21 protein-coding genes and 1 riboswitch are annotated in these 23777 nt (G+C 36.0%); of the genes, 10 read left to right on the top strand and 11 right to left on the bottom strand.

What is annotated here, in order from left to right; genetic code table 11:
- Positions 1 to 30: 30 nt before the first annotated feature.
- A complete protein-coding gene (locus BAQ48_RS05275) occupies positions 31 to 1416 on the bottom strand; it encodes a peptide MFS transporter (protein WP_071710282.1) in 1386 nt (461 codons plus the stop codon).
- 253 nt (positions 1417 to 1669) lie between these two features.
- Between BAQ48_RS05275 and brnQ1 the strand changes: the two genes are divergently transcribed.
- From brnQ1 to BAQ48_RS05305, 6 genes are all read left to right on the top strand, one after another.
- The gene (brnQ1, locus tag BAQ48_RS05280) at positions 1670 to 2971 is read left to right on the top strand and encodes a branched-chain amino acid transport system II carrier protein BrnQ1 (protein ID WP_071710284.1); all 1302 of its coding nucleotides are present in this window, start codon (positions 1670 to 1672) and stop codon (positions 2969 to 2971) included.
- 279 nt (positions 2972 to 3250) lie between these two features.
- Positions 3251 to 3337: riboswitch (SAM riboswitch) on the top strand.
- Positions 3338 to 3395: 58 nt separating this feature from the next.
- The gene (locus BAQ48_RS05285; RefSeq protein WP_029437491.1) at positions 3396 to 4214 is read left to right on the top strand and encodes a MetQ/NlpA family ABC transporter substrate-binding protein; all 819 of its coding nucleotides are present in this window, start codon (positions 3396 to 3398) and stop codon (positions 4212 to 4214) included.
- 14 nt (positions 4215 to 4228) lie between these two features.
- On the top strand, positions 4229 to 5389 hold the full coding sequence (locus BAQ48_RS05290) for an acyl-CoA dehydrogenase family protein (RefSeq protein WP_071710286.1): 1161 nt from the start codon (positions 4229 to 4231) through the stop codon (positions 5387 to 5389).
- 5 nt (positions 5390 to 5394) lie between these two features.
- Entirely contained in the window at positions 5395 to 6156 is a 762-nt protein-coding gene (locus tag BAQ48_RS05295; protein WP_071710288.1) for a methionine ABC transporter ATP-binding protein, read from the top strand.
- The gene (locus BAQ48_RS05300; RefSeq protein WP_017560983.1) at positions 6146 to 6808 is read left to right on the top strand and encodes a methionine ABC transporter permease; all 663 of its coding nucleotides are present in this window, start codon (positions 6146 to 6148) and stop codon (positions 6806 to 6808) included. The genes BAQ48_RS05295 and BAQ48_RS05300 overlap by 11 nt, the downstream gene beginning before the upstream one ends.
- A 290-nt stretch (positions 6809 to 7098) precedes the next feature.
- Positions 7099 to 8820 carry a DUF2339 domain-containing protein gene (locus tag BAQ48_RS05305; protein ID WP_071710290.1) on the top strand — a complete coding sequence of 574 codons (1722 nt, stop codon included), beginning with the start codon at positions 7099 to 7101 and terminating at the stop codon, positions 8818 to 8820.
- Positions 8821 to 8855: 35 nt separating this feature from the next.
- On the opposite strand, the gene BAQ48_RS05310 is transcribed toward BAQ48_RS05305, so the two are convergent.
- Both BAQ48_RS05310 and BAQ48_RS05315 read right to left on the bottom strand, forming a co-directional pair.
- The gene (locus BAQ48_RS05310) at positions 8856 to 10403 is read right to left on the bottom strand and encodes a DNA-binding protein (protein WP_071710292.1); all 1548 of its coding nucleotides are present in this window, start codon (positions 10401 to 10403) and stop codon (positions 8856 to 8858) included.
- A gap of 172 nt (positions 10404 to 10575) precedes the next feature.
- Positions 10576 to 11967: an amino acid permease gene (locus tag BAQ48_RS05315; protein WP_071710294.1), complete on the bottom strand. Its 1392-nt coding sequence runs from the start codon at positions 11965 to 11967 to the stop codon at positions 10576 to 10578.
- Between the two features lie 280 nt (positions 11968 to 12247).
- On the opposite strand from BAQ48_RS05315, the gene BAQ48_RS05320 reads away from it, so the two are divergent.
- The 3 genes from BAQ48_RS05320 (at position 12248) to BAQ48_RS05330 (ending at position 14307) form a co-directional block, all read left to right on the top strand.
- Positions 12248 to 13540 (top strand): NCS2 family permease, encoded by a 1293-nt coding sequence (locus tag BAQ48_RS05320; protein WP_071710295.1) that lies wholly within the window; start codon positions 12248 to 12250, stop codon positions 13538 to 13540.
- A 133-nt stretch (positions 13541 to 13673) separates the two neighbouring features.
- On the top strand, positions 13674 to 13874 hold the full coding sequence (locus BAQ48_RS05325; RefSeq protein WP_000301182.1) for a helix-turn-helix transcriptional regulator: 201 nt from the start codon (positions 13674 to 13676) through the stop codon (positions 13872 to 13874).
- 4 nt (positions 13875 to 13878) lie between these two features.
- Entirely contained in the window at positions 13879 to 14307 is a 429-nt protein-coding gene (locus tag BAQ48_RS05330; RefSeq protein ID WP_071710296.1) for a hypothetical protein, read from the top strand.
- Between the two features lie 39 nt (positions 14308 to 14346).
- Here BAQ48_RS05330 and BAQ48_RS05335 read toward each other — a convergent pair whose 3' ends face one another.
- From BAQ48_RS05335 to BAQ48_RS05370, 8 genes are all read right to left on the bottom strand, one after another.
- A complete protein-coding gene (locus BAQ48_RS05335; RefSeq protein ID WP_071710297.1) occupies positions 14347 to 14784 on the bottom strand; it encodes a GNAT family N-acetyltransferase in 438 nt (145 codons plus the stop codon).
- Positions 14785 to 14798: 14 nt separating this feature from the next.
- Positions 14799 to 15056, bottom strand: coding sequence for a DUF4022 family protein (locus tag BAQ48_RS05340; protein ID WP_071710298.1), 258 nt, complete (start codon positions 15054 to 15056; stop codon positions 14799 to 14801).
- A gap of 54 nt (positions 15057 to 15110) precedes the next feature.
- Entirely contained in the window at positions 15111 to 16940 is a 1830-nt protein-coding gene (locus BAQ48_RS05345; protein WP_071710299.1) for a monovalent cation:proton antiporter family protein, read from the bottom strand.
- Between the two features lie 221 nt (positions 16941 to 17161).
- Entirely contained in the window at positions 17162 to 17473 is a 312-nt protein-coding gene (gene qoxD / locus BAQ48_RS05350) for a cytochrome aa3 quinol oxidase subunit IV (RefSeq protein WP_000531386.1), read from the bottom strand.
- Entirely contained in the window at positions 17474 to 18076 is a 603-nt protein-coding gene (qoxC, locus tag BAQ48_RS05355; RefSeq protein ID WP_071710300.1) for a cytochrome aa3 quinol oxidase subunit III, read from the bottom strand.
- Between the two features lie 13 nt (positions 18077 to 18089).
- Positions 18090 to 20024 (bottom strand): cytochrome aa3 quinol oxidase subunit I, encoded by a 1935-nt coding sequence (gene qoxB, locus BAQ48_RS05360; RefSeq protein ID WP_000762381.1) that lies wholly within the window; start codon positions 20022 to 20024, stop codon positions 18090 to 18092.
- Positions 20025 to 20057: 33 nt separating this feature from the next.
- Entirely contained in the window at positions 20058 to 20933 is an 876-nt protein-coding gene (locus BAQ48_RS05365) for a cytochrome aa3 quinol oxidase subunit II (RefSeq protein ID WP_071710301.1), read from the bottom strand.
- Positions 20934 to 21215: 282 nt separating this feature from the next.
- A complete protein-coding gene (locus tag BAQ48_RS05370) occupies positions 21216 to 22631 on the bottom strand; it encodes an amino acid permease (protein ID WP_071710302.1) in 1416 nt (471 codons plus the stop codon).
- A gap of 375 nt (positions 22632 to 23006) precedes the next feature.
- On the opposite strand from BAQ48_RS05370, the gene BAQ48_RS05375 reads away from it, so the two are divergent.
- Positions 23007 to 23720: a C39 family peptidase gene (locus BAQ48_RS05375; protein WP_000239431.1), complete on the top strand. Its 714-nt coding sequence runs from the start codon at positions 23007 to 23009 to the stop codon at positions 23718 to 23720.
- Positions 23721 to 23777 lie beyond the last annotated feature (57 nt).

Consider the following 23777-nt stretch of genomic DNA (forward strand, 5'->3'; position numbering starts at 1 on the left):
AAAAGATGAGGAGAAATTCCTCATCTTTTTTTATTCCATCCATTTCACTAATTTCTTAGAAATTAATAATAAAACACAACCTAAGACAATCGCGGCAGCTCCAATTACTATAAATACTTCAGAATATCCAAGTGAAGTTGTAAAGCTCGCAAGTTGTCCGCCTAAAATGTTGGCGATTCCTGAGCTTGCTAGCCATACACCCATTAATAAAGAAGCAAGTTTTACTGGAGCGAGTGCACTAACCATTGATAGTCCAACAGGTGATAAGAATAGCTCACCTAACGTATGGAAAAGATACGTAAAGACGATAAATAGTAGGTTTGCTTTTTCTGTAATGTTATGTTCATCACTACCTGTTTTTAATGTAGCCATAACGAGAATGATATAGCCGATACCGAGTAGGATCATACCAAGTCCCATTTTTGTTGGGATTTTTAAGTCCCCTTTTTTTCTAGTTGCAAGTTTTGCCCATAATGCTGAAATGACTGGAGCAAGTAAAATAATAAATAATGGATTGACCGATTGGAACCAAGATGTTGGAACTTCCCATCCGAACACAGAGCGGTCTACAAATTTGTTTGTATATAATGTTAATGAACTACCGGCTTGTTCAAAGCCAGCCCAGAAGAAGACAACAAAGCATGTTAAAATGACGATAACTGCGGTACGTTGTTTTTCTTTTTTTGTTAACGGTGTATCTCCTACTGATGGTTGTCCAGCAGCTGTTTGCAAATCGCGAGTTGGTTTTTTACCAATATCACCAAGGAAGCGATTTGATAGTGTTGTAAATAAAATTTGTCCAATGATCATTCCGATTGAAGCGGCTAAGAAACCGTAACGGAATCCGTAATGTACCACTCCATCAACTGTTGTTTTGAATAAATTTTCTGATAAAAATCCGCAAACGAGTGGAGCTAAAAATGACCCGACGTTAATACCCATATAGAAAATGGTAAACGCACTATCACGTTTTGGATCGTTCTCTTCATATAATTCCCCAACCAGTGTAGAGATGTTCGGTTTGAAGAATCCATTACCAATAATAATAAGCGCTAATCCGAGGTATAAGCCTAATTGGTTTTGCAAGGCAAATAGTGTAAGGTTACCGATTGCCATTGTTATACCACCAATTGTGATCGCTTTTCGTTTACCTAGAAAACGGTCTGTTAAGTATCCACCAATCATTGGTGTGAAATAGCAGGCTCCAGTATAAAATCCGTAAATAGAGAGTGCCCATGCGGGACTAAACCCAAGACCACCGCTTACTAAAGCTGTCGTTAAATATAATGTTAATAATCCTCGTAATCCATAGTAACTAAATCTTTCCCACATTTCTGTAAAGAAGAGTAAGTATAAACCTGGAGGATGTTTCTTTTTTCTTTGTTGTTCTCTTTCTAGTTGTATCGCTGATTCCATGTTATTTTCCTCCTGACACAAACAAAAACAAAGTTAATAATTTTGTACATTTAATATTTTACCTTATTAACTATTATAAGTCAATAAAGGTTGATTTTTCAGAAGAAATTGGAAAAGAGGGATAGCTATAGAAGGAGCGTTTCTTTTGTGATAGACTATGGACTATGTTTTCTTTGTAAGGAAGCGGATTATTGCACTTTTTTTATATGTGAAATTGATTTCATGGAAGATGAAATTAAAGAAGGGGAAAGAAATGAAATTGTTACAGAAAAAAGAAATTTTACTTATTAGTCTTATGTTATTCTCAATGTTCTTTGGAGCAGGGAATCTTATATTCCCGCCTTTTCTTGGTTATGAAGCAGGAGAACATGTGTGGATTTCATTAGTAGGGTTTATTATATCAGCAACAGGTCTTCCTATATTGGGAGTTATTGCTATTGCGAAAGCGGGAAGTTTTCAAACGTTAGCGGGTAGAGTTCATTCTTCATTTGCCATTATTTTTCCGTGTATCGTGTATGTATTTATTGGACCAGGTCTTGGTATCCCACGTGCAGGAAGTTTAGCTTTTGAAATGGGGCCAGGTCAGTTCTTCCCAGAAGCGGGAAGCGTAGTTTTATTATGCTACACGGTTATTTTCTTTAGTATTGTGTACTGGTTAAGTTTATCACCGTCTAAATTAATGGGGTTGTTCGGAAAGGTTTTAACACCGTTATTATTAGGTATGATTGCTCTTATCTTTATAAAAAGCATGTTTACATCAGTAGGTAGTGTGAAAGAACCTGCTGGAAACTATGGACAAGCTCCTATGTTCCAAGGGTTTTTAGACGGATATTTAACGATGGATGCGCTAGCGGCTTTAATCTTTGGTATTGTGATTGCCAATGCGCTGCGTGAAAAAGGTATTGAAGGTGATAAAGGTTTAGCGAAATATATGAGTATTGCTGGTATTGGAGCAGGTCTTTTATTATCTATTATTTATGTCATCCTTGGGTATGTTGGTTCAATTAGTGGTTCATTAGGTACGTTTGATAATGGCGCGAAAGTGTTATCACAAGTTATGACGGTATTATTTGGACAAGGCGGAGTCGTTTTATTAGGTCTTATTTTTACTATCGCATGTTTATGTGTTTCAATCGGACTCGTTACATCTTGTAGTCAATTTTTCGCAAGTGCATTCCCGAAAGTATCTTATAAAATTTGGGCGTTTATACTAAGTTTTGTTAGTATGCTCTTAGCGAATTTAGGATTAACGCAAATTTTAAAAGTATCAGTACCGATCCTTGGATTTATTTATCCAGTTGCATTAACGCTTATTATTTTAGGGTTATTCCATCAGTATATTGGAAAGTATGTATACGTATATACAGTAACCGTTGGGACTGTAGCGGTATTTAGTGCAATTGATATTTTTAATAAAAATGTAATGATGAATGAGTGGACGTCAGTATTGAAATACATTCCTTTTTATACAGAAGGTGTTGGGTGGATTGTTCCAGCTATTATAGGTGCTTGTATTGGTGTTATCATTAGTGTTGTTTTAAATAAGAAGAAATAAGTAAAAGGTGTTTTCCTATTTCGGAAAACACCTTTCTTTTTTGGGGAAAAATAGTATTGAAAATGAATAGACTAATGTTACTGCTATTAAAGTAAAACAATTGGTAAAAGTGTATGTGCGTGTAACAACTTACTAGGTTGGAATGATACAGAAGTCTTTTTCCTGTAGGATTAATATATTTTATTGGGATGCGTTGCTCTACATCATGTGGAAAAAAACGTAAAAAAACATTGTATTTTTATCGGAATAGTGACACAATAGGAAGAACAATTCAATATAATCTTATCGAGAGAAGTGGAGGGAACGGCCCAATGAAACTTCAGCAACCTGAAAAATGACAAGGTGCTAATTCCGAGTAGATAAGAGGGGAAAACGACAACCTTCTTATATGTAAGGTTGTTTTTTTATTAGGAGGGGAAAAGAGATGAAGCGTTTATTTTTAGCACTTGTAAGTATTGTATGTAGTTTGTTTATTATTACTGGTTGCACACAAACATCAACGGGGGATCAAAAAGAAATTAGTTTAGGATTTACACCTGGTCCGTATAGTGATCAAGTGAAAAAAGCAGTACAGCCGTACTTAGAGAAAAAGGGGTATAAAGTTAAAATTGTTGAGTTTAATTCACCAAACGAAACAAATCCAGCGTTAACAAATAAAGATATTGATGCAAACATATTTCAAAGTACTGCCTTTATGGAATCTTACGCAAAAGAAAATAATGCGAAAATTAAAGGGGTAATACAAGTCCCATCAGCACCTCAAGGTGTATATTCTGAAAAACATAAATCACTAGATGATTTGGAAGATGGTATGAAAATAGGAGTACCAAATGATCCTGTTAACTTAGAGCGTGCATTACGAATTTTAGAAGGAATTGGTTGGGTGAAGTTAAAGGACAATGTAAATATTTTAACGATTTCTGAAAAAGACGTGACGTATAAAAAGAAAAATTTCAAACTGGTTCCACTTGAATCGCCGCAAATTCCACGAGCTATGAAGGATTTAGATTACGGTATTATTAACGGAAATCTTGTTATTTCATCAGGACATAAATTAAAAGAGGCACTTGAATTAGAAAAAACACCATCACAACACCGAATCATCGTTACCGTTCGTGATGAGGATAAAGAGAAAGCATTTGTTAAAGATTTAATTGAGGCATATCATTCACCAGAATTTAAAAAAATGATTGAATCTGAAGAACAGTTTAACGGTTTTGTTTTACCTGATTATTTAAAGTAAAAGGAGGCTTCAATATGGCAATCTCGTATGTAGAAACAGAAAAACAACTGCTTGTGTTAGAGAAGTTAAAGGAGTTAATTCCACAGTTTGCAGGAAGAGAGCATCAGCTAAGTGAGCTTGGTTCTTTTCCTTTTGAAAATATGAAAGATTTACAGGATATTGGCTATACAAAACTAACGCTCCCAAAAGATGTTGGAGGAGAGTCTATTTCTTTATATGATTTTGTTTTATTTCAAGAAAAGATTGCCGAAGGAGATGGTGCGACAGCTTTATCAATTGGGTGGCATCTTGGAATTATTAAGGAACTTGCTGAAAATCGGTCGTGGAAACCTGACATGTTTTCCTGGCTTTGTGAAGAAGTAAAAAAGGGTGCTCTTTTTAACCGAGCTGCAACAGAGCGAAATACAGGGAGTCCTACGCGTGGTGGAAAACCAGAAACGTTAGCTGTTCAAAAAGGTGATAAGTGGATAATAAACGGGAGAAAAACTTTTACAACGATGGCTCCTGTACTTGATTATTTCATCATATCAGCCAGCATAGAAGGGCGCGAAGAAATTGGAGAATTTGTAATCCCAAGACATGAAAACGGCGTTTTTATTGAAGAAACATGGGATAGCGTTGCGATGCGTGGAACCGCTAGTCATGATCTTGTATTAAAAAATGTAGAGATTGCTGATAAGTGTTTAACTGATATAAAGGATTCAAAGACGAAACCAAAAGGAATTGGATGGTTACTTCATATACCAGCATGCTATTTAGGAATTGCACAGGCCGCAAGAAATTATGCAATTGATTTTGCAAAATCATATCAACCGAATAGTTTAACTCATCCGATTAGTTTGCTTCCTAATGTTAGAAGGTTAGTAGGAGAGTTAGAGCTAGAACTCTTGCAAGCTCGTACGCTTGTATATCAAATCGCAAAAAAATATGACGATGTAGAAGATAAACAATCATTACAAGCGGAACTAGCAGCAGCAAAATATATTGCGACAAATACAGCGATATCAGTTGTTGATAAATCAATGCGAATTGTAGGGGCTAAAAGCTTATCTGAAACAAATCCATTACACCGCTATTATTTGAATGTTCGAGCTGGTTTGCACAATCCTCCTATGGATGATGTAACGTTTTCGTTACTGGCGGAAGATGCTTTTAAATCGAGTGAAAAGGAGTGAGTGAAATGATAACGTTACGTGATGTAAATAAGACCTTTCAAACGAAAGAAGGTTTATTTCACGGGGTGAAATCAGTCTCTTTGCAAATTGAAGAATATGATATATACGGGATTGCCGGATTAAGTGGTGCCGGAAAGTCTACATTGTTACGTACAATGAATTTATTAGAAAAGCCAGATTCAGGTGCAATTATTGTGAACGGAAATGATTTAACAAAGTTATCTAAGAAAGATTTGCGAACGGCAAGACAATCGATTGGTATGATATTTCAGCATTTTCATCTTCTTCATAATAAAAATGTATTAGATAATGTCGCTTTACCATTAGAGCTAAAATCAGTTTCGAAAGAAGAAAGAGAAAATCGTGTAAGGGAATGTTTAGAGATTGTTGGTTTAAGTGATAAAGCACATCATTTCCCTTCACAACTAAGTGGCGGACAAAAACAAAGGGTAGCAATTGCTCGTGCATTAGCAAATAATCCTAAAGTACTACTTTGTGACGAACCGACATCGGCGCTTGATCCGAAAACAACACTTTCTATTTTGCAATTTTTACAAAAAATCAATAGAGAATTAGGCGTTACAATCGTAATCGTAACACATGAAATGAATGTCATTAAACAAATTTGTAATAAAGTCGCAATTATGGAAGAGGGAGAAGTTGTGGAATCATTTGATTTGTATGATCAACAATTAAAACCAACATCAGAAATTGCAAAACTCTTATTAGGTGTAGAGCAAGAAGGGAGTATTGCACATGTTCAATAACATTATCCCATTGCTTCCGGAGATTGGGACATCACTTTTGCAAACATTGTTAATGGTTGGACTTTCTGTTGGAGCCGCAATTATTTTAGGCGTTCCTTTAGGTGTTATTTTATATTTTACAAGTAAAGGACAAATTCTGGAACAGAACATTGTTCATCGTATTTTAAACGGGATTGTAAATATTATCCGCTCATTCCCATTTATTATATTATTAGTGGCTCTTGTGCCTCTTACACGAGCGATATTAGGAACAACAATTGGTCCAATTGCAGCAACGATTCCTTTATCAGTAGCGGCAATTCCATATTTTGCAAGACTTGTAGAACAGGCATTACGTGAAGTTCCAAAAGGAGTAATTGAAGCCGCGGAAGCAATGGGAGCAACGCCGCTTCAAATTGTACGGAAAGTATTACTCGTTGAAGCACGTTCGGGTCTTGTATTAAGCTTAACGGTTTTAACAGTAAGTTTTATTTCTTATTCTGCGATGGCAGGTGTTGTCGGGGGAGGCGGTATTGGTGATTTAGCAATTCGGTTTGGATATTATCGTTTTCAAACCGACGTTATGGTAGTTACAGTACTTATGCTTGTTATTCTTGTCCAGTCTGTCCAATTCATTGGAAATCGAATTGCTGCAAAAATTGATAAAAGATAAGCAGGTAAAAAGGCTTTTGTATACATGAAAAGCAATAATTTATTTTAGCAAATCATTGCTATATCCAAAAGTAGATGGCCAAGTGTCATTGCTTCAGCACTTGTAGGTTCCTGCCCTAGTGTAATTGTTAGTATCGCTATAAATAAGAAGAAATAAAAGAAAGGTGTTTTCCAATTTCGGAAAACACCTTTCTTTTTTGGGAAAAATAGTATTGAAAATGAATAGACTAAGAGTATGATAAAGGTAATTGGTAATATATAGGTTTCGAAAGGATGATGAGGGGGGAGCGTATGAAGGAAGATTTGGATAAGAAAATAGAAGCACTCGAAACGGCAATAGAAACGATGCAAGAAGCACTTTCTGACTTGAAAGCGAAACAAAGAGAAATAGAAGTAGAAAACGCTCAGCAACATGTTCGTAAGGAAAAGAAAGTATACATGGAAACGATAGTGGATGAAAAATCACAAGAAAGTGTAGTTGCAATTAAAGAGCCCATGCAAGAAATTGAGGAAAAACAAGTCAATATATCTGCTTTTAAACCGGAACCATTCAATATTATTAAGTTTTGCCAAACATGGTTGCCGCGCATATTTGTCGGTATTATGTTACTCGGGGTTATTTGGTTATTTAAAGCAGGGGTAGATGCTGGTTTATTAACACCAGCGATACGAATTGTGTTTGGTATCGCCCTATCTATCGGTTTGTATTATATAGGGGACATTCAAATTAAACGAGAGCGGCAAGCGTTAGGGTTAGTGTTAGCTGGAGGAAGTATTACGGGTATTGTTTTAACGACGTTTGCGGCACATTATTTATATGGATTCATTCCAGCAAGTGTCGCGTTTATTTGTAATATTGTATGGGTTATTTTAGGCATTTATTTAGCGAAAAGATATCAATCGGAATATCTTACTATTTTCGTAGCAGTCGGAGCGTTCTTCGTGCCATTCTTGTTAAATAGTACGACTCCTAATTCGTACATTTTCTTTGGATATGAGACGATATTAACGCTTAGTTTATTATGGTATGCCTTGAAAAATCGTTATAAGTACTTATATATGATTTCTTATGCTGTTGCTGCAATTGTCCTTTTTGTTTTCTTTGCGGTTATGTCAATGTTAGTAGAGAATTTGCAAATACAATTAACGTTTGTTTATGGCTTGATTCATTTACTATTATTTTGGCATATGTTTACGGAGAGAAGTTTTATATTAGAACCACGCTTGGCGATATTTAGTGCGAATGCCGTTTTCTTTATATTAGCCATTGCAAAAATTCCAGAATTCACAACATGGGGATTAATCATTAGTGCACTTGTGCATGCTGTTATGTTTGTATTTGAATATAGGAAGAATAGAAATTCTACATTTACAAATCTGTTATTTGGTTTCGCCATGGGAGCATTTAGTTTAGCAATTTTATATGAATACAGTTTAGTGAATGCAGCGATCGTATTATTGTTGCAAGGTTTCCTAGGGATGATGACTGCTATTAAAGTAAAACAACAGATAAAATTGTATGTTAGTGCAACGATTTACGCGATTGGAATGATACAAACGATCTTTAGTCCGTTTGATCAATTTATTTCAGCGGGGTTTGTTGCTCACCTTATTTTAATAGGGACATTTTATTACTGCATGAAACAATCGAAAGAAGTGTTAATAAGTTTTGGAAAATATGTTTATTCTATAGCGCTCTATTCATTTATGGTTCTTGTATTCGTTACAATTACGAGAATCGGTGAGGTTTTATCTACAGATGGAAGCATAATTAGTGTTTCGGTATCGTTATTATGGATGATATATGCATTATTTGCAGTTTGGCTTGGACGGAATAAAAATATGAATGAAATATTGTATGCCGGCTTAGTCGTATTAATCGTAACGATAGGGAAGCTATTCCTTCTAGACTTACCAGAAGTATCAATGATGATCAGGGCAGTGTTATTCTTAATAGTAGGTAGTATAGGTATCGTTATTTCAAGAATGTTTTTCTCAAAAGAAGAGAAATGAAAAGAAGGCAATCCATATGCGGATTGCCTTTTTCATTATTGCTTGTTAATCGTGACAGCTTCATTATATTTCGCTGTTGTGTTTTGGCGTAGACGAAGTGTTGCTTGTCCAGTTGTAGTTGGATTGATTTGCACATTTACAATTTTTTCAGCAGAACCTAAGCTGTTTGTTGTGAAAGAAAATGCATTACTATATCCGAAAGTAGATGGCCAAGTGCCGTTTGCATTTTGAACTTTTGCTACCTGTGTACCGCCAGTAGTGAATATACCTAAAGAATAGTTGTTGTAAGTTGTATTTGGTAGTAAGTTATTCACTTGAATCTTTATTTGGAACACTTCATTGTTTGGTAGAGTGCTAGGGTGTGTAACTACGTAGTCGTTTGCTGTTACCGCACCGTTATAACCGTATGAACCTGGTTTAAAAGTATTTGTATTGAACCATTGGTAACCTGCGTTTGGCGCACTCCAAGGTTCTGGTTGTGGTTCTGTTGATAAACTTGGTTGTTCGAATGGTTGTAGAGCTGTAGGTGCATCAAGCTGTAAACCGTTAACTTGATCTAAGCTTGTAAATGTCTCTTTCTTCGATAACCAATTTACGATATTTTCTAGTAAGATCGCATCGTTTTCTTCCTTATAACCATCGTAAGTTTTCTTTGTTTGACCAGAATCTTCACGAACATATTTTGGCGATGCATCCTCAACAGGAGAAGAGTCCCCAATAAAGGCTGCTTTTCCAAGTCCTACTTTTGCGATTGCAGCGTAAGGTCCTTCTGCAACACCACCGCCATTATAAACACCACTATCAACGGCATTATTCCATTTTGACGGGTTTTCTGGAAGGTAAACAAGTCCTTTTGCTAGTTTTGGATTTGTAATTGCTAGAGTAGAACCAGCATGCATTGCTACAGATGAAACTCCTTCTGTAATTCCGAATGATTGTTCAGGTGACACGATATTTTTAGCTGCAACATCACCAATTGCATTGTAGCGGAAACGAATACCGAAGTTATCAGCTAGCCAATCAGAGCTTTCTACTCCTTGCATAGCTTGTGAATTTACTTCCTCGTTTGACATTCCTTTTGCCGGATTATCCCAAGCACCGCGTCTATATCCATTGAATACTTCAGAAGAGTCCCAACGATTTTTATTACGATCTGCATTATAATGATCGGCAATAAAGAAAATACTTCCACCATTTTTCACATATTGTAACATTGCGTCTTGTTCAGATTTTTTGTAAGGAATATTTGCTTCTGGAACGATAAATACATTGTAATCTTTTAAATCTTCGTACGTAATAGATGTTGATTTACGGAGTTCCTTTACATGATATCCGTTTTGGGCAATGCCGTTTCCGAAGTCAGAAAAGCCGCCATCAATAACCCAGTCAGCTGTTCCAGCCGTTTGACCGTGTGTATTATCAAATAATACTTTCTTCCCATTGTTTTGATTTACAACTTTTGCGGCGATTTCAGGAGCCGGATCTGCGGAGCTTTCGGCATAAGTAGATGGAATGAACGAAGCTCCTATACTTAGTGTAATTGTTGCTGCTAAAGAAAATGTAATCCATTTTTTGTTCTTCATAGAAGAATCCCCCTAATAATAAATATATGTGCTTTCATAATGTAATCTATTTTTTTTAGGAAAGAAAGATAGAAAATATTAAATAATGTAAAAATAACGTTAATTTAGTTGATAAATATTTATGTGAATAATGAAAAAATCTCTTCCTAGTAAATAGGAAGAGATCACAGGTTTAACTTATTTTTGAATTAGGTGCTTCATCAATTTTATGAAACCCTTTTATGTAATACACGATAGCTAAGCCGATAAGCCAAATCGGACCTACAATTAATGCGATTCGTGTATCTTCCGAATAAGCCATTATACCTAGTACAAGTCCGAGGAAACCGAGTGAGAAATATGAACTTAATGGATGTAAAGGCATTTTATATGTTAGCTTGTCCTTTTTATCACTTGGCAAGCCTTTACGGAATTTAATTTGAGCGACTAAAATAATGCCCCAAGTCCAAATTGCGCCGAAAGTTGAAATGCTAGTAAGCCATGTAAATACTTTTGCAGGAACAAGATAGTTTAATATAACACCAACAAGTAAAACGATTGCTGTTGCTACAATTCCTTGACTTGGGATACCGTTTTTATTTAAACGGCCGAATCGTTCAGGGGCTTTCTTTTGTTGTGCTAATGTAAATAGCATACGGCCTGTACTAAATAAACCGCCGTTACAAGAAGAAAGTGCAGCTGTTAAAACAACAAAGTTGATAATACCCGCTGCCTTTGCGATACCGATTTGTTGGAATGTTAATACGAATGGGCTTCCTTTCTCACCAAGTTCGTTCCACGGGTAAATTGCCATCATCACGAATAATGCTCCAACGTAGAAGATTAAGATTCTCCAAAATACGTTATCGATTGCTTTTGCGAGTGTTTTCTTTGGATTTTGAGCTTCACCAGCTGTAACACCGATTAGTTCAACTCCTAAATAAGCGAATAATACCATTTGCATGGAGAGTAGTAATCCAGAAAAGCCATTAGGGAACCATCCACCATGTGACCAAAGATTTGAAATACCAGTAGCGATACCACCATTTCCAAATCCGAATAAAATAATGCCAGCTCCAATTACTATCATACAGATAATTGTGACAATTTTGATGAGAGCAAACCAAAATTCAAGTTCTCCAAATACCTTTACGGATAAGAAGTTGAAAGCACTCATTAATAATAGAGCGAGTAATGCCCAAGTCCAGCGTGGAATATCTGGGAACCAGTACTGCATATAAATTCCTGCTGCCGTAATTTCAGCCATACAAGTAACAACCCATAAGAACCAATAGTTCCAACCGGTAATATAGCCAGCTAGTGGTCCGATATAATCATTTGCATATTTACTAAAAGAACCAGCAACAGGCTGTTCAATTGCCATTTCTCCAAGTGCTCGCATAATGAAAAAAATAACGAGTCCGGCAATCATATAGCCTAGTAAAATAGAAGGACCAGCTAGTTTAATAGCAGAAGCGGATCCTAAAAATAGTCCAACGCCAATAGCTGAACCGAGTGACATTAAAGTAATATGTCTTTCTTTTAAACCGCGGTTTAAAGTTCCAGATTTGTTTGTGTGCTGCATAAGAAGAATCCCCCTTGTAGAGTGAACGATATTTGAATGCGTTTACTAAATATTTAACTATTTCAAATTATAAAACATTTTCATCTGTTATGCTACAAAAATAAACATAGTTAACTGTACTACATCTGTACTTGTCAGACTTAAACTTAAAATTCTCACTATTAGAGAATATATTGACTCTTCTTTTTATTGATTGTTAAGATTAAGTATTATATTTTCTCACATACTAGTAAGAAAAGAATGTGTAATAATAATTCAGATGTAGGAAGGGTACATAAGCATGTTTCAATTACAAAAATATAACACTTCTGTGAAGCAAGAGCTTTTAGCTGGCATCACAACTTTTTTTACATTTGCGTATATTCTTGTCATCAATCCGAAAATATTATCTGATGCAGGTGTACCATTTGATCAAGCTTTTACGGCAACTATTATTGCGACAGTTATTGGGACGCTATGTATGGCGTTTTTAGCTAACTATCCAATTGTTATTGCTCCAGCTATGGGAATGAATGCATATTTTGCTTATTCTGTTGTTCAACAAGCAGAGGGGATTACGTATGTCATTGCGTTTTCAGCAGTATTTGTAACAGGTATCATTTTTCTTTTATTATCTTTCACTTCATTTAGGCAGAAGCTAATTGTCGCAATTCCTGATAGTTTAAAGCATGCAATTGCAGGTGGAATTGGGCTATTTATTGCTTTTATTGGATTACGCCTTTCTGGAATTATCGTGGATCATCCATCTAATTTAGTTACGATTGGTGATTTTCATTCTCCAGCCGTTATATTAACTTTAATTGGTTTAATTTTAGCGGCGGTATTAATGACATTACGTGTGAGTGGTGCATTATTTATTAGTATGCTTGTGACGGGAGTTATCGCCTTCTTTACAGGGCAACTGAAGTTTGCCGATAAAATTGTTGCGATGCCTCATTTACCAGAAGGAATTATCGTTTCCAATCCAATCAATGCATTTTCAGATGTAGTTGAATACGGATTATATGGTGTTGTATTTTCGTTTTTACTCGTGCTTTTATTTGATACGACAGGTGCATTACTTGGTTTAATTAAACAAGCAGGTTTAATTACAGATAATACCGAGAAACGTTTTGGTAAAGCATTTATCGCAGATGCAATTGGCGGAACGACAGGTTCTATCTTTGGAACAAGCCCAACAGCAGCGACGATTGAGTCGTCAGCTGGTATTGCTGCAGGTGGTAAAACTGGATTAACAGGTATTGTAGTTGTTGGTTTAACGATTATAACGGCATTTTTCAGTCCTGTTATCGCGTCTTTATCAAGTGTAGCTGCTATTACAGCTCCGTCATTAATTATAGTAGGTAGTTTAATGGCACAAAGCATTCGAGATATTAATTGGAATGAGTTTGAAGATGCGTTGCCGGCATTTTTAATTTTCGTAGGTATTCCGTTAACATCAAGTATTGCGAATGGAATTGCAATTGGATTTTTAGTGTATCCAGTCTTAAAGATTGTGAAAGGGAAAGGGATGGAAGTACATCCGTTACTATACTTATTTACAATTTTATTTGGATGTCATTTATTTTTATAATATATTGGGAGAGGGGCTTCTGATGAGAGGCTCCTTTTTTGTGTATAATAAGGTGAAAATCAAATTAATTACGTAAAATATAAATTACTTAATGGAATATATATGTTACAATAAGGGCGAAGGAGGAACATGAATGGCTGTAAGTAAAATAAAAGTCGCGCGTGTTCAGTTAGATTTAACACAGCAACAATTAGCAGAAAAAGTAGGTGTTACAAGGCAAACGATTAGTTTAATTGAAAAGGGGAAATACAATCCGTCTTTAGATTTATGTTTGAAAATTTGTTATGCGGTAGATAAAACATTGAATGATTTATTTTGGGAGGAAAAGGAGTGATAAGGTGAAAATCGTGAAAGATGAACGTTTAATGATTGAAGGACTAAAACACATTAGATTAGCTTTCATCTTACAAAATATCGTAATATTATGTATTGTTTTTTACCGCTATGTCTTGCAAGGGGCGGGATATGAAAGTGTTTCGGACTTATTAATGGTATTTATGGGCGGGATCGTAGTTATTAACTTTTTAAATTTAAAAAATTCAGTGGAAGTATATGAGCATACAGGGGGAGTATCGCGTCGTTATTTCATGAAGCTACTATTAATTCCGGTAGGGGTTGTTATTGGGATTTTAGCTATTTGTATCATTGTAACACCAGATATTTCGATAAAGGAAATTAGTATAACAGCACTTATTATGTTTGCTTGTTTTTTAGTTCCTAGTTTATTTATATACATATATATGAAAAAGATAAAAAGTGAAGATTAAACTATAAGAAAAGCTTCCCTACATTGAGGAAAGCTTTTCTTATAGTTTTTTATACAGAACTTTATGCAGGCCAATCGGTTCAATTTCAAAGATTTCACCGTGTTCGTGGAAACCTAATCGTTTGTAATAGTCAGCTACAGTAATTCGGCCATTACACCATAAAATATTTGCGTTACGTTCTTGTAAAATTGTCTCGGCTTCATGGATTAGGGAGCTTCCAGCGCGTTTGTTTCGAAAGTTTGGTAATGTTGCCATTCCACGTAGTCGATAGTGGCTACCAGCTGGTAAGTCAGGGTATATTTCTTTTGAGAAGGAAGCGATACTAATCAGTTCATCATTTGAAAAAGCGCCTAAGTGGAAGGTGTCTGCTTCGTAGTCGGAAGAATATTTACAAGCTGCTAATGTTTGACTTGGGCGCAAAATTTTTTGACGTAATACGTAAGTTTCAGATCCATCAATATGTTTTACCGTAATCATATTAACATCCTTTCTTATAATCCTTTTTCTGTTAGTTGTATAAAAAAATAGGCAGGTGCGGCGAAAAGCCCGAGTATGCTAGCAGTTCCAAGAAGGAGTGAAAGCAAGAGACAAGTGTATTTGACTCCATTGGATTTTTTCCAGCCGTAACTACAAATTTCAATGCTAACACCGATTAGAATAATGGCAACGAGTACTTCCGCTAATAATAAGAGAGCTAAAGTTGCAATAGACATAATGTGATCCATCCCCATAATATGTGATAGTAACATTTTACCATATGGAACTTTAAAAAAATGCCCCTCAATTATATGAGGGGCATTTTTCTATTCTAATATGCTTTTCAATGTATCGATATGTTCTTTTGAACCTGTTACAAGTAATGTATCACCATGTTGTAGTCTCGTATCACCATGCGGGATTAATGCTTTATTACCGCGATAAATTTGAATGACGAGTACATCACCTAAAAACGGAAGGCGACGTAGTGCAACACCGTTATATGTATTACTACGCAGTTCAACTTCACGTACTGTTTCATTCGCTGTTGTAATTAAACGAACGAGACTTGGCTTATCAATAAGGGCACGTAATAAAATACGTGTAGAGTTAATTGTTGAGAATACTGCAATATGTTCTTGCGTTGCTTTTTCTTGTAGAAGAGGATCTTCTACGCTCGCAATGACATGTTCAACACCTAGCTCTTTTGCATGTTCTGCTAATAATAAGTTTTGCTCATCATCGCTTGTTGCAACAACAACACGATCTGCATCAAAGGCTGTCTGTTCAGTTAATGATTCAATTGTCATTTTATCAAGTTTAACGATAGGGAAGTCATGAGATTTCGCTTCCTCATCATTTAGTTTGTTTTGGCGTATCATATATAGTGTTACGTCATAGTCCTCGCGTTTTAAATCAAGTGATAACGGAAGGGTAATTCGGCTCGCACCAATAATAGATACTTTTGGTTTTGGTGTTTCTACTTTTGGAAACATCTTTTTAAATAATATAGGTGCAAAAATACAAGTAATAACAGCACTTAAAATAAGAGAAGCTGATAAACTTGGACTAATGATCTCTAATTTTTCACCGATTTGTGCAGCCGCAATAACTAAAGAAAGTGTTGATGTTAATAAGATGGCACTTCCGAGTACGATATTACGTGGATACCATTTTTGTAAAACGAGTGATGGTAATAGTTTTGAGATAAATAGCCCTACAATTAATATTGGAATCATTAGCATACTTGAAGGTTCTTTGAAAATAGACCAAACTTCTAGATTTACACCAACCATTACGAAGAAAATAGGGATGAAGAAACCATATCCGATGGAATCAAGTTTTTCTACCATATCTTCATTTGGTGATAATAACGATACGAGTACACCTGCTAAGAAGGCGCCTAAAATGTTTTCTGCCCCAACCGATTCAGATAAACCAACTAATATTAAGATGAGTGCAAAAACAGCTCGTGTATCAATTTGTACACTACCAGCTTTTAAGCTATCTAAGTATGGAATGTTTTTAAAGCGTTTTGCAATGAAGTAAATAACAATACCAGCGCCGAATAGAAGGAGAAGGAGCCACATGCTTTGGCCGCTTTCGGAATTTAATCCGACGAATACAGCTAGTAAAATCATTGTAACTAAGTCTGCAATAACCGCGACTAGTAAAATGATTTGTCCAATTGCTGTTTTTCCTAAGTTATTCTCTTTTAATGTTGGTACGACAACACCTAAAGAAATTGTTGAAATAATTAAAGTCATAAACATTGCATTATCTACAAATCCTAGCCATACGAATAGTAATGATAGGGCATAAGATAAGATGAAAATAAAGAAGAAGATAATACTTGCTGCTTGGAATGTGTTTGGTTCGTTTGTCGTATTCTTTTTCCCTTTTTGTTTAAAGATCGAAAAGTCAATTTCTAGACCACTTAAGAACATTAGGAAGATAAATCCTAGTGTTGATAAGACTTGAAGCCACATATCTGGCTCAATGATGTTAAATCCACTTTTACCTACAAAGATTCCTGCGATAATTTCTGCAACAACGACAGGAAGTGCTTTTAATTTAAAGCGTTGTAACAAAAGGGGAACGAAAAACGCGATTGCAACGACAACCATAAGTGATAGAACAGAAGTATGATGTTCCATTGCGTTCTCTCCCTTCAAATAAATATAGTACCTATTTAGCCATATAATAGGTAGAAAAGCAACGCATATGGATTCGATTTCATAAAGAAAGAGTTTTCTTAACATTTGTCATAATAAGTATATTTTTCATGATTCTGTTGTTAATTCCGTAATGTGGATGTAATAGGGGAGGAGAATAAAAAAAGACTGCTGAGATTCCTCAGCAGTCTTTTTCATGTACATTACATTGAGAAGAAGATCCATACAGTTAAACCAACTGTTGCAGTTGCAACGAAGAAACTGTATATCATTGTAAGAATTTGAACTCTTCCTTCTCCTTCTTTTAAATGCATGAACATAATTAATTGTAATAAAGCTTGCGCAACAGCCATGATGATAATAGTTGTTAAGACTGTTGAAAGTGGCAAGGTTGTATAAAGTGCCACGTATAACGCTAGAAACGTTAATGCAAGCGATAAAATAAATCCGAAAACGTGTGACCAAGGGAATCCGCTATGCGCGTGCCCGTTTGCTTGATTGTTATTTTGACCCATTTACGCCACCATCCCGTTCAAGTAAACTAGCGTGTAAATGAAGACCCAAACAAGATCAAGGAAATGCCAGTATAAGCTGATAATGAATACTTTACGAGCTGTAACTGGTGTTAAACCTCGTTTTAAAATTTGGATAATAACACAAGTTGCCCAAATGATACCGCCTGTTACGTGGGCACCATGCGTTCCAAGAAGAACGAAGAATGCAGATAGGAAAGCACTTGTTTGAATTGTTGCGCCTTCACCAACGTACAAAATGAATTCTTCAATTTCAAAGAATAGGAAGCCTGCACCTAAAAGTAATGTAAGGATGAACCATCCAAGCATTGCTTTTTGGTTATGCTTACGCATTTCGTGAATTACGATACCACATGTGAAACTACTTGTTAAAAGTAGTAATGTTTGAATTAAAAGCGTTTTAAGTTCAAACAGTTGCGCTGGTGTTGGGCCATCTGCCGTACGACCAGCAAGGACTAGATAAGAGGCGAAAAGTGTTGCGAACAGCATAATTTCAGCCCCAAGAAAAATCCAGAATCCTAGGATGTTCAATCTGCTTTGTTCGGATTGATATTCCAAAGGTAAGCTTTTATCTAAAGCCGCCATGTCATTTCACCTCTCATGCTATATGTTCTGTTTCTTTAATTTCATCAACACTTACGTAGTAACCATCGTCATAATCGAATGAACGATAGATTAAGCAAGCTAAAATACCAATACCACCGATTGCTGCAAGCCAGAACCAGCTAAATACTAATGCAAAACCTGCAAGACCGAAGAATCCAGACGCAATAATAGGCACGCCAGAGTTACTTGGCATGTGAATTGGTTTGATATCTTCTGCTGCTGGTATAACTGTTTCTCCGCGTTTTTTCATGAACCAGAAAGCATCAGCTTCTTTGATTTCAGGAAGTTTCGCGAAGTTGTAATGTTGTACAGGAGATTGAGTTGCCCATTCAAGTGTACGGCCATCCCATGGATCTCCAGTTGTGTCACGTTCACCGTGACGTGCACTCCAAATTACGTTGTAGCAAAGAATTAGGAAGCCGATACCCATCATTACCGCACCAACAGATGCGATTTGGTTTAGCCATCCCCATCCAAGACTTTCAGAGTAAGTGTACATACGACGAGTCATACCGTCTAAACCTAAGAAGTACATTGGGAAGAAACAGATGTTGAATCCGCTCATGAAGATCCAGAATGTCCATTTACCTAGGCGTTCATTTAACATATGACCAGTCATTTTTGGATACCAGAATGTGAATCCAGCAAGCATAGCGAATACTGTACCTGCGATTAATACGTAGTGGAAGTGAGCAATTAGGAAGTAGCTGTTATGGTACTGATAATCAGCTGCTGCCATACCAAGCATAACCCCTGTAACCCCACCGACTACGAAGTTTGGAATAAATGCCAATGACCAAAGCATTGGAACTGTAAAACGAATACGTCCTTTATACAGTGTAAACAACCAGTTAAAGATCTTAACCCCGGTTGGAATCGAAATCGCCATTGTCGAGATCGAGAAGAATGAGTTAACCGCTGGACCTGCACCCATCGTGAAGAAGTGGTGAAGCCATACGACGAAACTTAGTAACGAAATTGCGACCATTGAGTAAACCATCGCACTGTAACCGAATAGACGTTTACGTGAGAATGTACTAATGATCTCAGAGAAAATACCGAATGCCGGTAAAATAACGATATATACTTCAGGGTGACCCCATACCCAGAATAGGTTGGCCCATAACATTGGCATACCGCCGCTCGCCATCGTAAAGAAGTGAGCATCGAATAGACGGTCAAATGTCATTAATGCAAGAGCAACTGTTAATACTGGGAAAGCGAAAATAATGATAACTGTTGTAATTAAGATTGACCAAGTAAACATTGGCATTCTCATTAAAGTCATACCAGGTGTACGCATTTTTAAGATAGTAACAAGGAAGTTAATACCTGTCATTAGCGTACCGAGACCGGATATCTGTAATGCAATTGCGTAGTAGTTATTTCCTACGCCAGAAGTAAACTCTGTACCTGCCATTGGGAAGTAAGAAGTCCACCCAGCGTCTGGAGAACCACCGATTACGAAAGCGATGTTGAATAACATTGCTCCGACAAAGAATAACCAGAAACTTAAAGCATTTAAGAACGGATATGCAACGTCACGAGCACCAATTTGTAATGGTACTACAAGGTTCATTAATCCCATAACGAATGGCATCGCCATGAAAAGAATCATAACTGTACCGTGTGTTGTGAAGATTCCGTTATAGTGTTCAGCGTTTAAATAAGTTGTTTCTGGGAATGTTAACTGTGCACGGATCATTAAACCATCCATACCACCACGGAATAACATGATAACCGCAGAAATTATATACATGGCTCCGATTTTTTTGTGGTCAACAGTTGTTAACCATTCGTCCCAAAGCCATTTCCATTTTTTATACTTTGTTAGTACGAAAATGATTGCTAATGTCACAAGAACGATAGAAGCGTCTGCACCGTAAATAATCGGGTCACCTGTGACAAAGAATTCATCAAGCTTCACTGTGTTCACTCCAATCTGTTGGAATAATAGCTATTATTTTTTGTTTTTGTAGTAGTTGTAATCACAATATTCAAGTGATTTTGGATCTACATAACTTAAGTGATGACTAGAGAACGTCATACGACCAACTACACCAGGTTTAACAATTTCGTTGTACTTATCTTCTGTTAGTTTAGGAGCAGTTTCTTGTACTTCTTTAACCCACTTGTCATACTTTTCTTGTGTTTTTGCTTCAACTTCGAACTCCATGTGAGTGAATCCTTCACCAGAGAAGTTCGCACTACGACCTAGATAAGAACCAGGCTTATCAGCTTGTAAATATAAATCCATAATCATGCCGTCCATAGTGTATTTCATACCACCAAGTTCTGGAACCCAGAAAGCATTCATTGGACCTACAGAAGTCAGTTTAAATTGAATCGGTACACCAGCTGGGATGTTTAAATAGTTAACGGTTTCAATTTTTTCCTCTGGGTAACTGAATAACCATTTCCAGTTTGCAGATGTAACATAAATTTCAACTGGTTTAATATGTTTGGACTCTTCCGGAACCTCTTCCGAAGCATAAGTTGCTTTAACTGTTGGAATCGATAATGCGATAACGATAATAACAGGAACAAGCGTCCAAATGATTTCTAATAATGTGTTACCGTGTTGATCAGGTGGCTCATAGTCCATATTCTCTGGTTTTTCACGATAACGAATCAAGATGACTGTAAACAAGATGAATACAATTGCGATAATTAATGACATAAGCAAGAATGACCAAACAATTAAATCATACTGTGCTTTTGCAACAGGTCCTTGCGGATTTAATACTGCGAGTTTCTTATCACAGCCACCGAGGAACAGAAGTAATGATAACGGAAGAAGCGAAGCCAGCTTCCAAAACGTTTTCTTTAGTTGCACGATTGAAAATCTCCTTTCTCCTTGGATTGAAACTATGCCAATAAAACAATATAAACCTATTAATTTATAGATGGCAATAGTTTTTGTGATATTGTTAAAAAATAGACACAAATGCACACTTTTTAAGGTGAATATCATTTGTAACTTGATTATATTGTAAACCATTTTCCAGTGAAAAACGTGATTGTGAAAATTTTAAGATAAATAAAGTTATACCAAGATATCCAAAAAATAGAAAAAAGCTATCTTATCATAAGAAAGATAGCTGAATATTTTGTATATTTAGTTTACTTCTTTTTTTAGGTTTATTTGTTGTTCAAATGTGACAACTTTTTTATATTTAACTTGGTATAAAATGTAACAAATAATCATAAATGGAATGCCGCAATAAAGAGCAATTCTCTGATCTGGAATGAAAGCTAAACTAACAAATGTAATGAAATTGAGTGAGAACGCTGCGATTGGAACTAGCGGATAAAGTGGCGTGCGATATTTTAAATCATTTATGTCGCCACCATTTTTCACAAAGCTTCTACGGAAGAAAAACTGTGAAGCCGCAATTGACATCCAAACGACAACAGCAGCCATTGCTGCAATAGATGTTAGGACTAAAAAGACAGTATCTGCTGCAAATACACTTGTTAATAGGGATAGACTTGCAAAGATTAGACTGAAAATCAATGCGTTTAGTGGTACACCCTTTTTAGTTAACTTCGTAAATGCTGGACTGGCCATTCCTTGTTTTGCCATCGCCCAAAGCATACGAGAATTCGCGTATAGACCAGAGTTAGCTACAGATAATACAGCTGTAATAATAACAAAATTCATAATGTCAGCTGCATATGGAACACCTGCTACATCAAATACAAGTACAAATGGACTTTCGACTAGGTTAGCCTCTTGCCATGGGAGTAAACCTACGACAACTGATATTGCTAAGACGAAAAAGAATAGAGTACGCCAAATTGTATTTTTGATTGCTTTTGGAATTGTTTTTTCAGGATTTTCACTTTCTCCTGAAGCAATTCCGATTAATTCTGTTCCTTGGAAGGAGTAATTTACTGTAATCATCGTAAGAAGAACAGCTAATGCACCATTTGGAAATAGCCCGCCATTTTCAGTGAAATTGTGAAGCATTGGAGCTGGTTTTCCGTTAAAGTCTAGTAGACCGAACATAACTGCACCACCGAGTACGATGAAAACAACAATAGTTGCGACTTTTACACTTGCGAACCAAAATTCTGCTTCTGCGTATGCTTTTGCTGATAAAGCGTTCACCAGAAAGAGTGCTGCCGCAAATGTAACACACCAAATCCACGAAGAAACGTCTGGAAACCAGCGCTTCATTAAAATACTTACAGTTGTTAACTCTACTCCAACTGTAACAGCCCAATTTAACCAATACATCCAACCGACGACAAAACCAAAACCAGGTGAAATAAATTTGCTTGCATAGCTTTGGAATGAACCTGCTTCTGGCATAGCAACCGATAATTCACCAAGACATAACATCGTTAAATACATAACAAATCCACCGACTAAAAATGCAAGAATAGCACCGCCAGGTCCAGCGTTATGGACGATTTGACCAGATCCCATAAATAAACCAGTTCCTATGACACCACCCAGTGCAATCATAAATAAATGTCTACTTTTCATGGTTCGTTTTAAATCTGTTTGTTCTACTTGTTGATTCATATGCCCCTCACCCCGCTAGTTTCTTGTGTGTATTAACTGGTTTCATTCTGAGTTTTTAATCATTAGTGGGGGATGTGACACATACTCAGTTTATTTGTTATGAAATGAATGGAGTATGCAAAAAAAGAACTATGACTAAATACTCTAAGAATGTTTATTAACAAGGTGATATCTTCACTATGTTAATAATTTTGATTTTAGCAAAATATTCTGGGAAAGTATATTGTTTTTTCTTTTTATTAAAAATAATTAGAATTTTATAACGATATAGATGTGAAGAATAATTCACAGAATCTTTCTAGCAAACTAGTGAGAAGAAAGGTACAATGGTAGAGGTTACGTCTTTAAAATAATTGATATAATGGAGTTTGGTTAATGGTGAAAAAGTTAAAATATATTTTTATTCTAGGTATAATATTATGCGTAGCTTTTTTGGTAGGGAAAAATAAAATTATGCAAAAAGCGCAGCAAATACGATTAGATTTCATGTCTGAAATGAAAGAAGCAACAATGATTGAAAATGTACCATTCATAAAACAGTTACCAGAATTACCTCGAGGATGCGAAGTGACAAGTTTAGCGATGTTATTACAATATAAAGGTATTCAAATAGATAAGATGCAACTTGCTAGTGAGATTCATCGCGTTCCATTTGAACAGAATGGATTGAAGGGAAATCCTTATGAAGGATTTGTTGGTAACATTTATACGAAATCTGAACCTGGATATGGCGTATATAATCAACCGATTTTTAATTTAGCAGAAAAATATATTCCTGAAAAAGTACTTAATTTAACGGGCAGAGACGTGCAAGATGTATATAAAGTAATTAGTTCTGGTTCACCAGTTTGGGTCATTATTAATACGACGTTTAAGCCGCTAGCTGAAAGTAGTTTTGAAACATGGAATACGAGCTCAGGAGAAGTGAAAATTACATATTATGAGCATAGTGTAGTAGTGGTTGGATACGATCAAAACTTTGTATATGTAAATGATCCTCTAAAAAACAATCCACGTTTCGCTGTTCCACGAGCAGAATTTGAGAAAGCTTGGGAGCAAATGGGGAAACAAGCTATTACTATTTTATAAAAATAAAAAGTCATCTTGCGGTGGCTTTTTATTTTCAATTCATTAAGATAGAAAATT

The sequence above is a fragment of the Bacillus luti genome (assembly GCF_001884105.1).
Classification (GTDB): domain Bacteria; phylum Bacillota; class Bacilli; order Bacillales; family Bacillaceae_G; genus Bacillus_A; species Bacillus_A luti.

Bases quoted from the DNA above. Each gene is read 5' to 3' on its own strand.
- BAQ48_RS05275 (WP_071710282.1), bottom strand. From the start codon at position 1,416: ATGGAATCAGCGATACAACTAGAAAGAGAACAACAAAGAAAAAAGAAA.
- brnQ1 (WP_071710284.1), top strand. From the start codon at position 1,670: ATGAAATTGTTACAGAAAAAAGAAATTTTACTTATTAGTCTTATGTTA.
- BAQ48_RS05285 (WP_029437491.1), top strand. From the start codon at position 3,396: ATGAAGCGTTTATTTTTAGCACTTGTAAGTATTGTATGTAGTTTGTTT.
- BAQ48_RS05290 (WP_071710286.1), top strand. From the start codon at position 4,229: ATGGCAATCTCGTATGTAGAAACAGAAAAACAACTGCTTGTGTTAGAG.
- BAQ48_RS05295 (WP_071710288.1), top strand. From the start codon at position 5,395: ATGATAACGTTACGTGATGTAAATAAGACCTTTCAAACGAAAGAAGGT.
- BAQ48_RS05300 (WP_017560983.1), top strand. From the start codon at position 6,146: ATGTTCAATAACATTATCCCATTGCTTCCGGAGATTGGGACATCACTT.
- BAQ48_RS05305 (WP_071710290.1), top strand. From the start codon at position 7,099: ATGAAGGAAGATTTGGATAAGAAAATAGAAGCACTCGAAACGGCAATA.
- BAQ48_RS05310 (WP_071710292.1), bottom strand. From the start codon at position 10,403: ATGAAGAACAAAAAATGGATTACATTTTCTTTAGCAGCAACAATTACA.
- BAQ48_RS05315 (WP_071710294.1), bottom strand. From the start codon at position 11,967: ATGCAGCACACAAACAAATCTGGAACTTTAAACCGCGGTTTAAAAGAA.
- BAQ48_RS05320 (WP_071710295.1), top strand. From the start codon at position 12,248: ATGTTTCAATTACAAAAATATAACACTTCTGTGAAGCAAGAGCTTTTA.
- BAQ48_RS05325 (WP_000301182.1), top strand. From the start codon at position 13,674: ATGGCTGTAAGTAAAATAAAAGTCGCGCGTGTTCAGTTAGATTTAACA.
- BAQ48_RS05335 (WP_071710297.1), bottom strand. From the start codon at position 14,784: ATGATTACGGTAAAACATATTGATGGATCTGAAACTTACGTATTACGT.
- BAQ48_RS05340 (WP_071710298.1), bottom strand. From the start codon at position 15,056: ATGTTACTATCACATATTATGGGGATGGATCACATTATGTCTATTGCA.
- BAQ48_RS05345 (WP_071710299.1), bottom strand. From the start codon at position 16,940: ATGGAACATCATACTTCTGTTCTATCACTTATGGTTGTCGTTGCAATC.
- qoxD (WP_000531386.1), bottom strand. From the start codon at position 17,473: ATGGGTCAAAATAACAATCAAGCAAACGGGCACGCGCATAGCGGATTC.
- qoxC (WP_071710300.1), bottom strand. From the start codon at position 18,076: ATGGCGGCTTTAGATAAAAGCTTACCTTTGGAATATCAATCCGAACAA.
- BAQ48_RS05370 (WP_071710302.1), bottom strand. From the start codon at position 22,631: ATGAATCAACAAGTAGAACAAACAGATTTAAAACGAACCATGAAAAGT.
- BAQ48_RS05375 (WP_000239431.1), top strand. From the start codon at position 23,007: ATGGTGAAAAAGTTAAAATATATTTTTATTCTAGGTATAATATTATGC.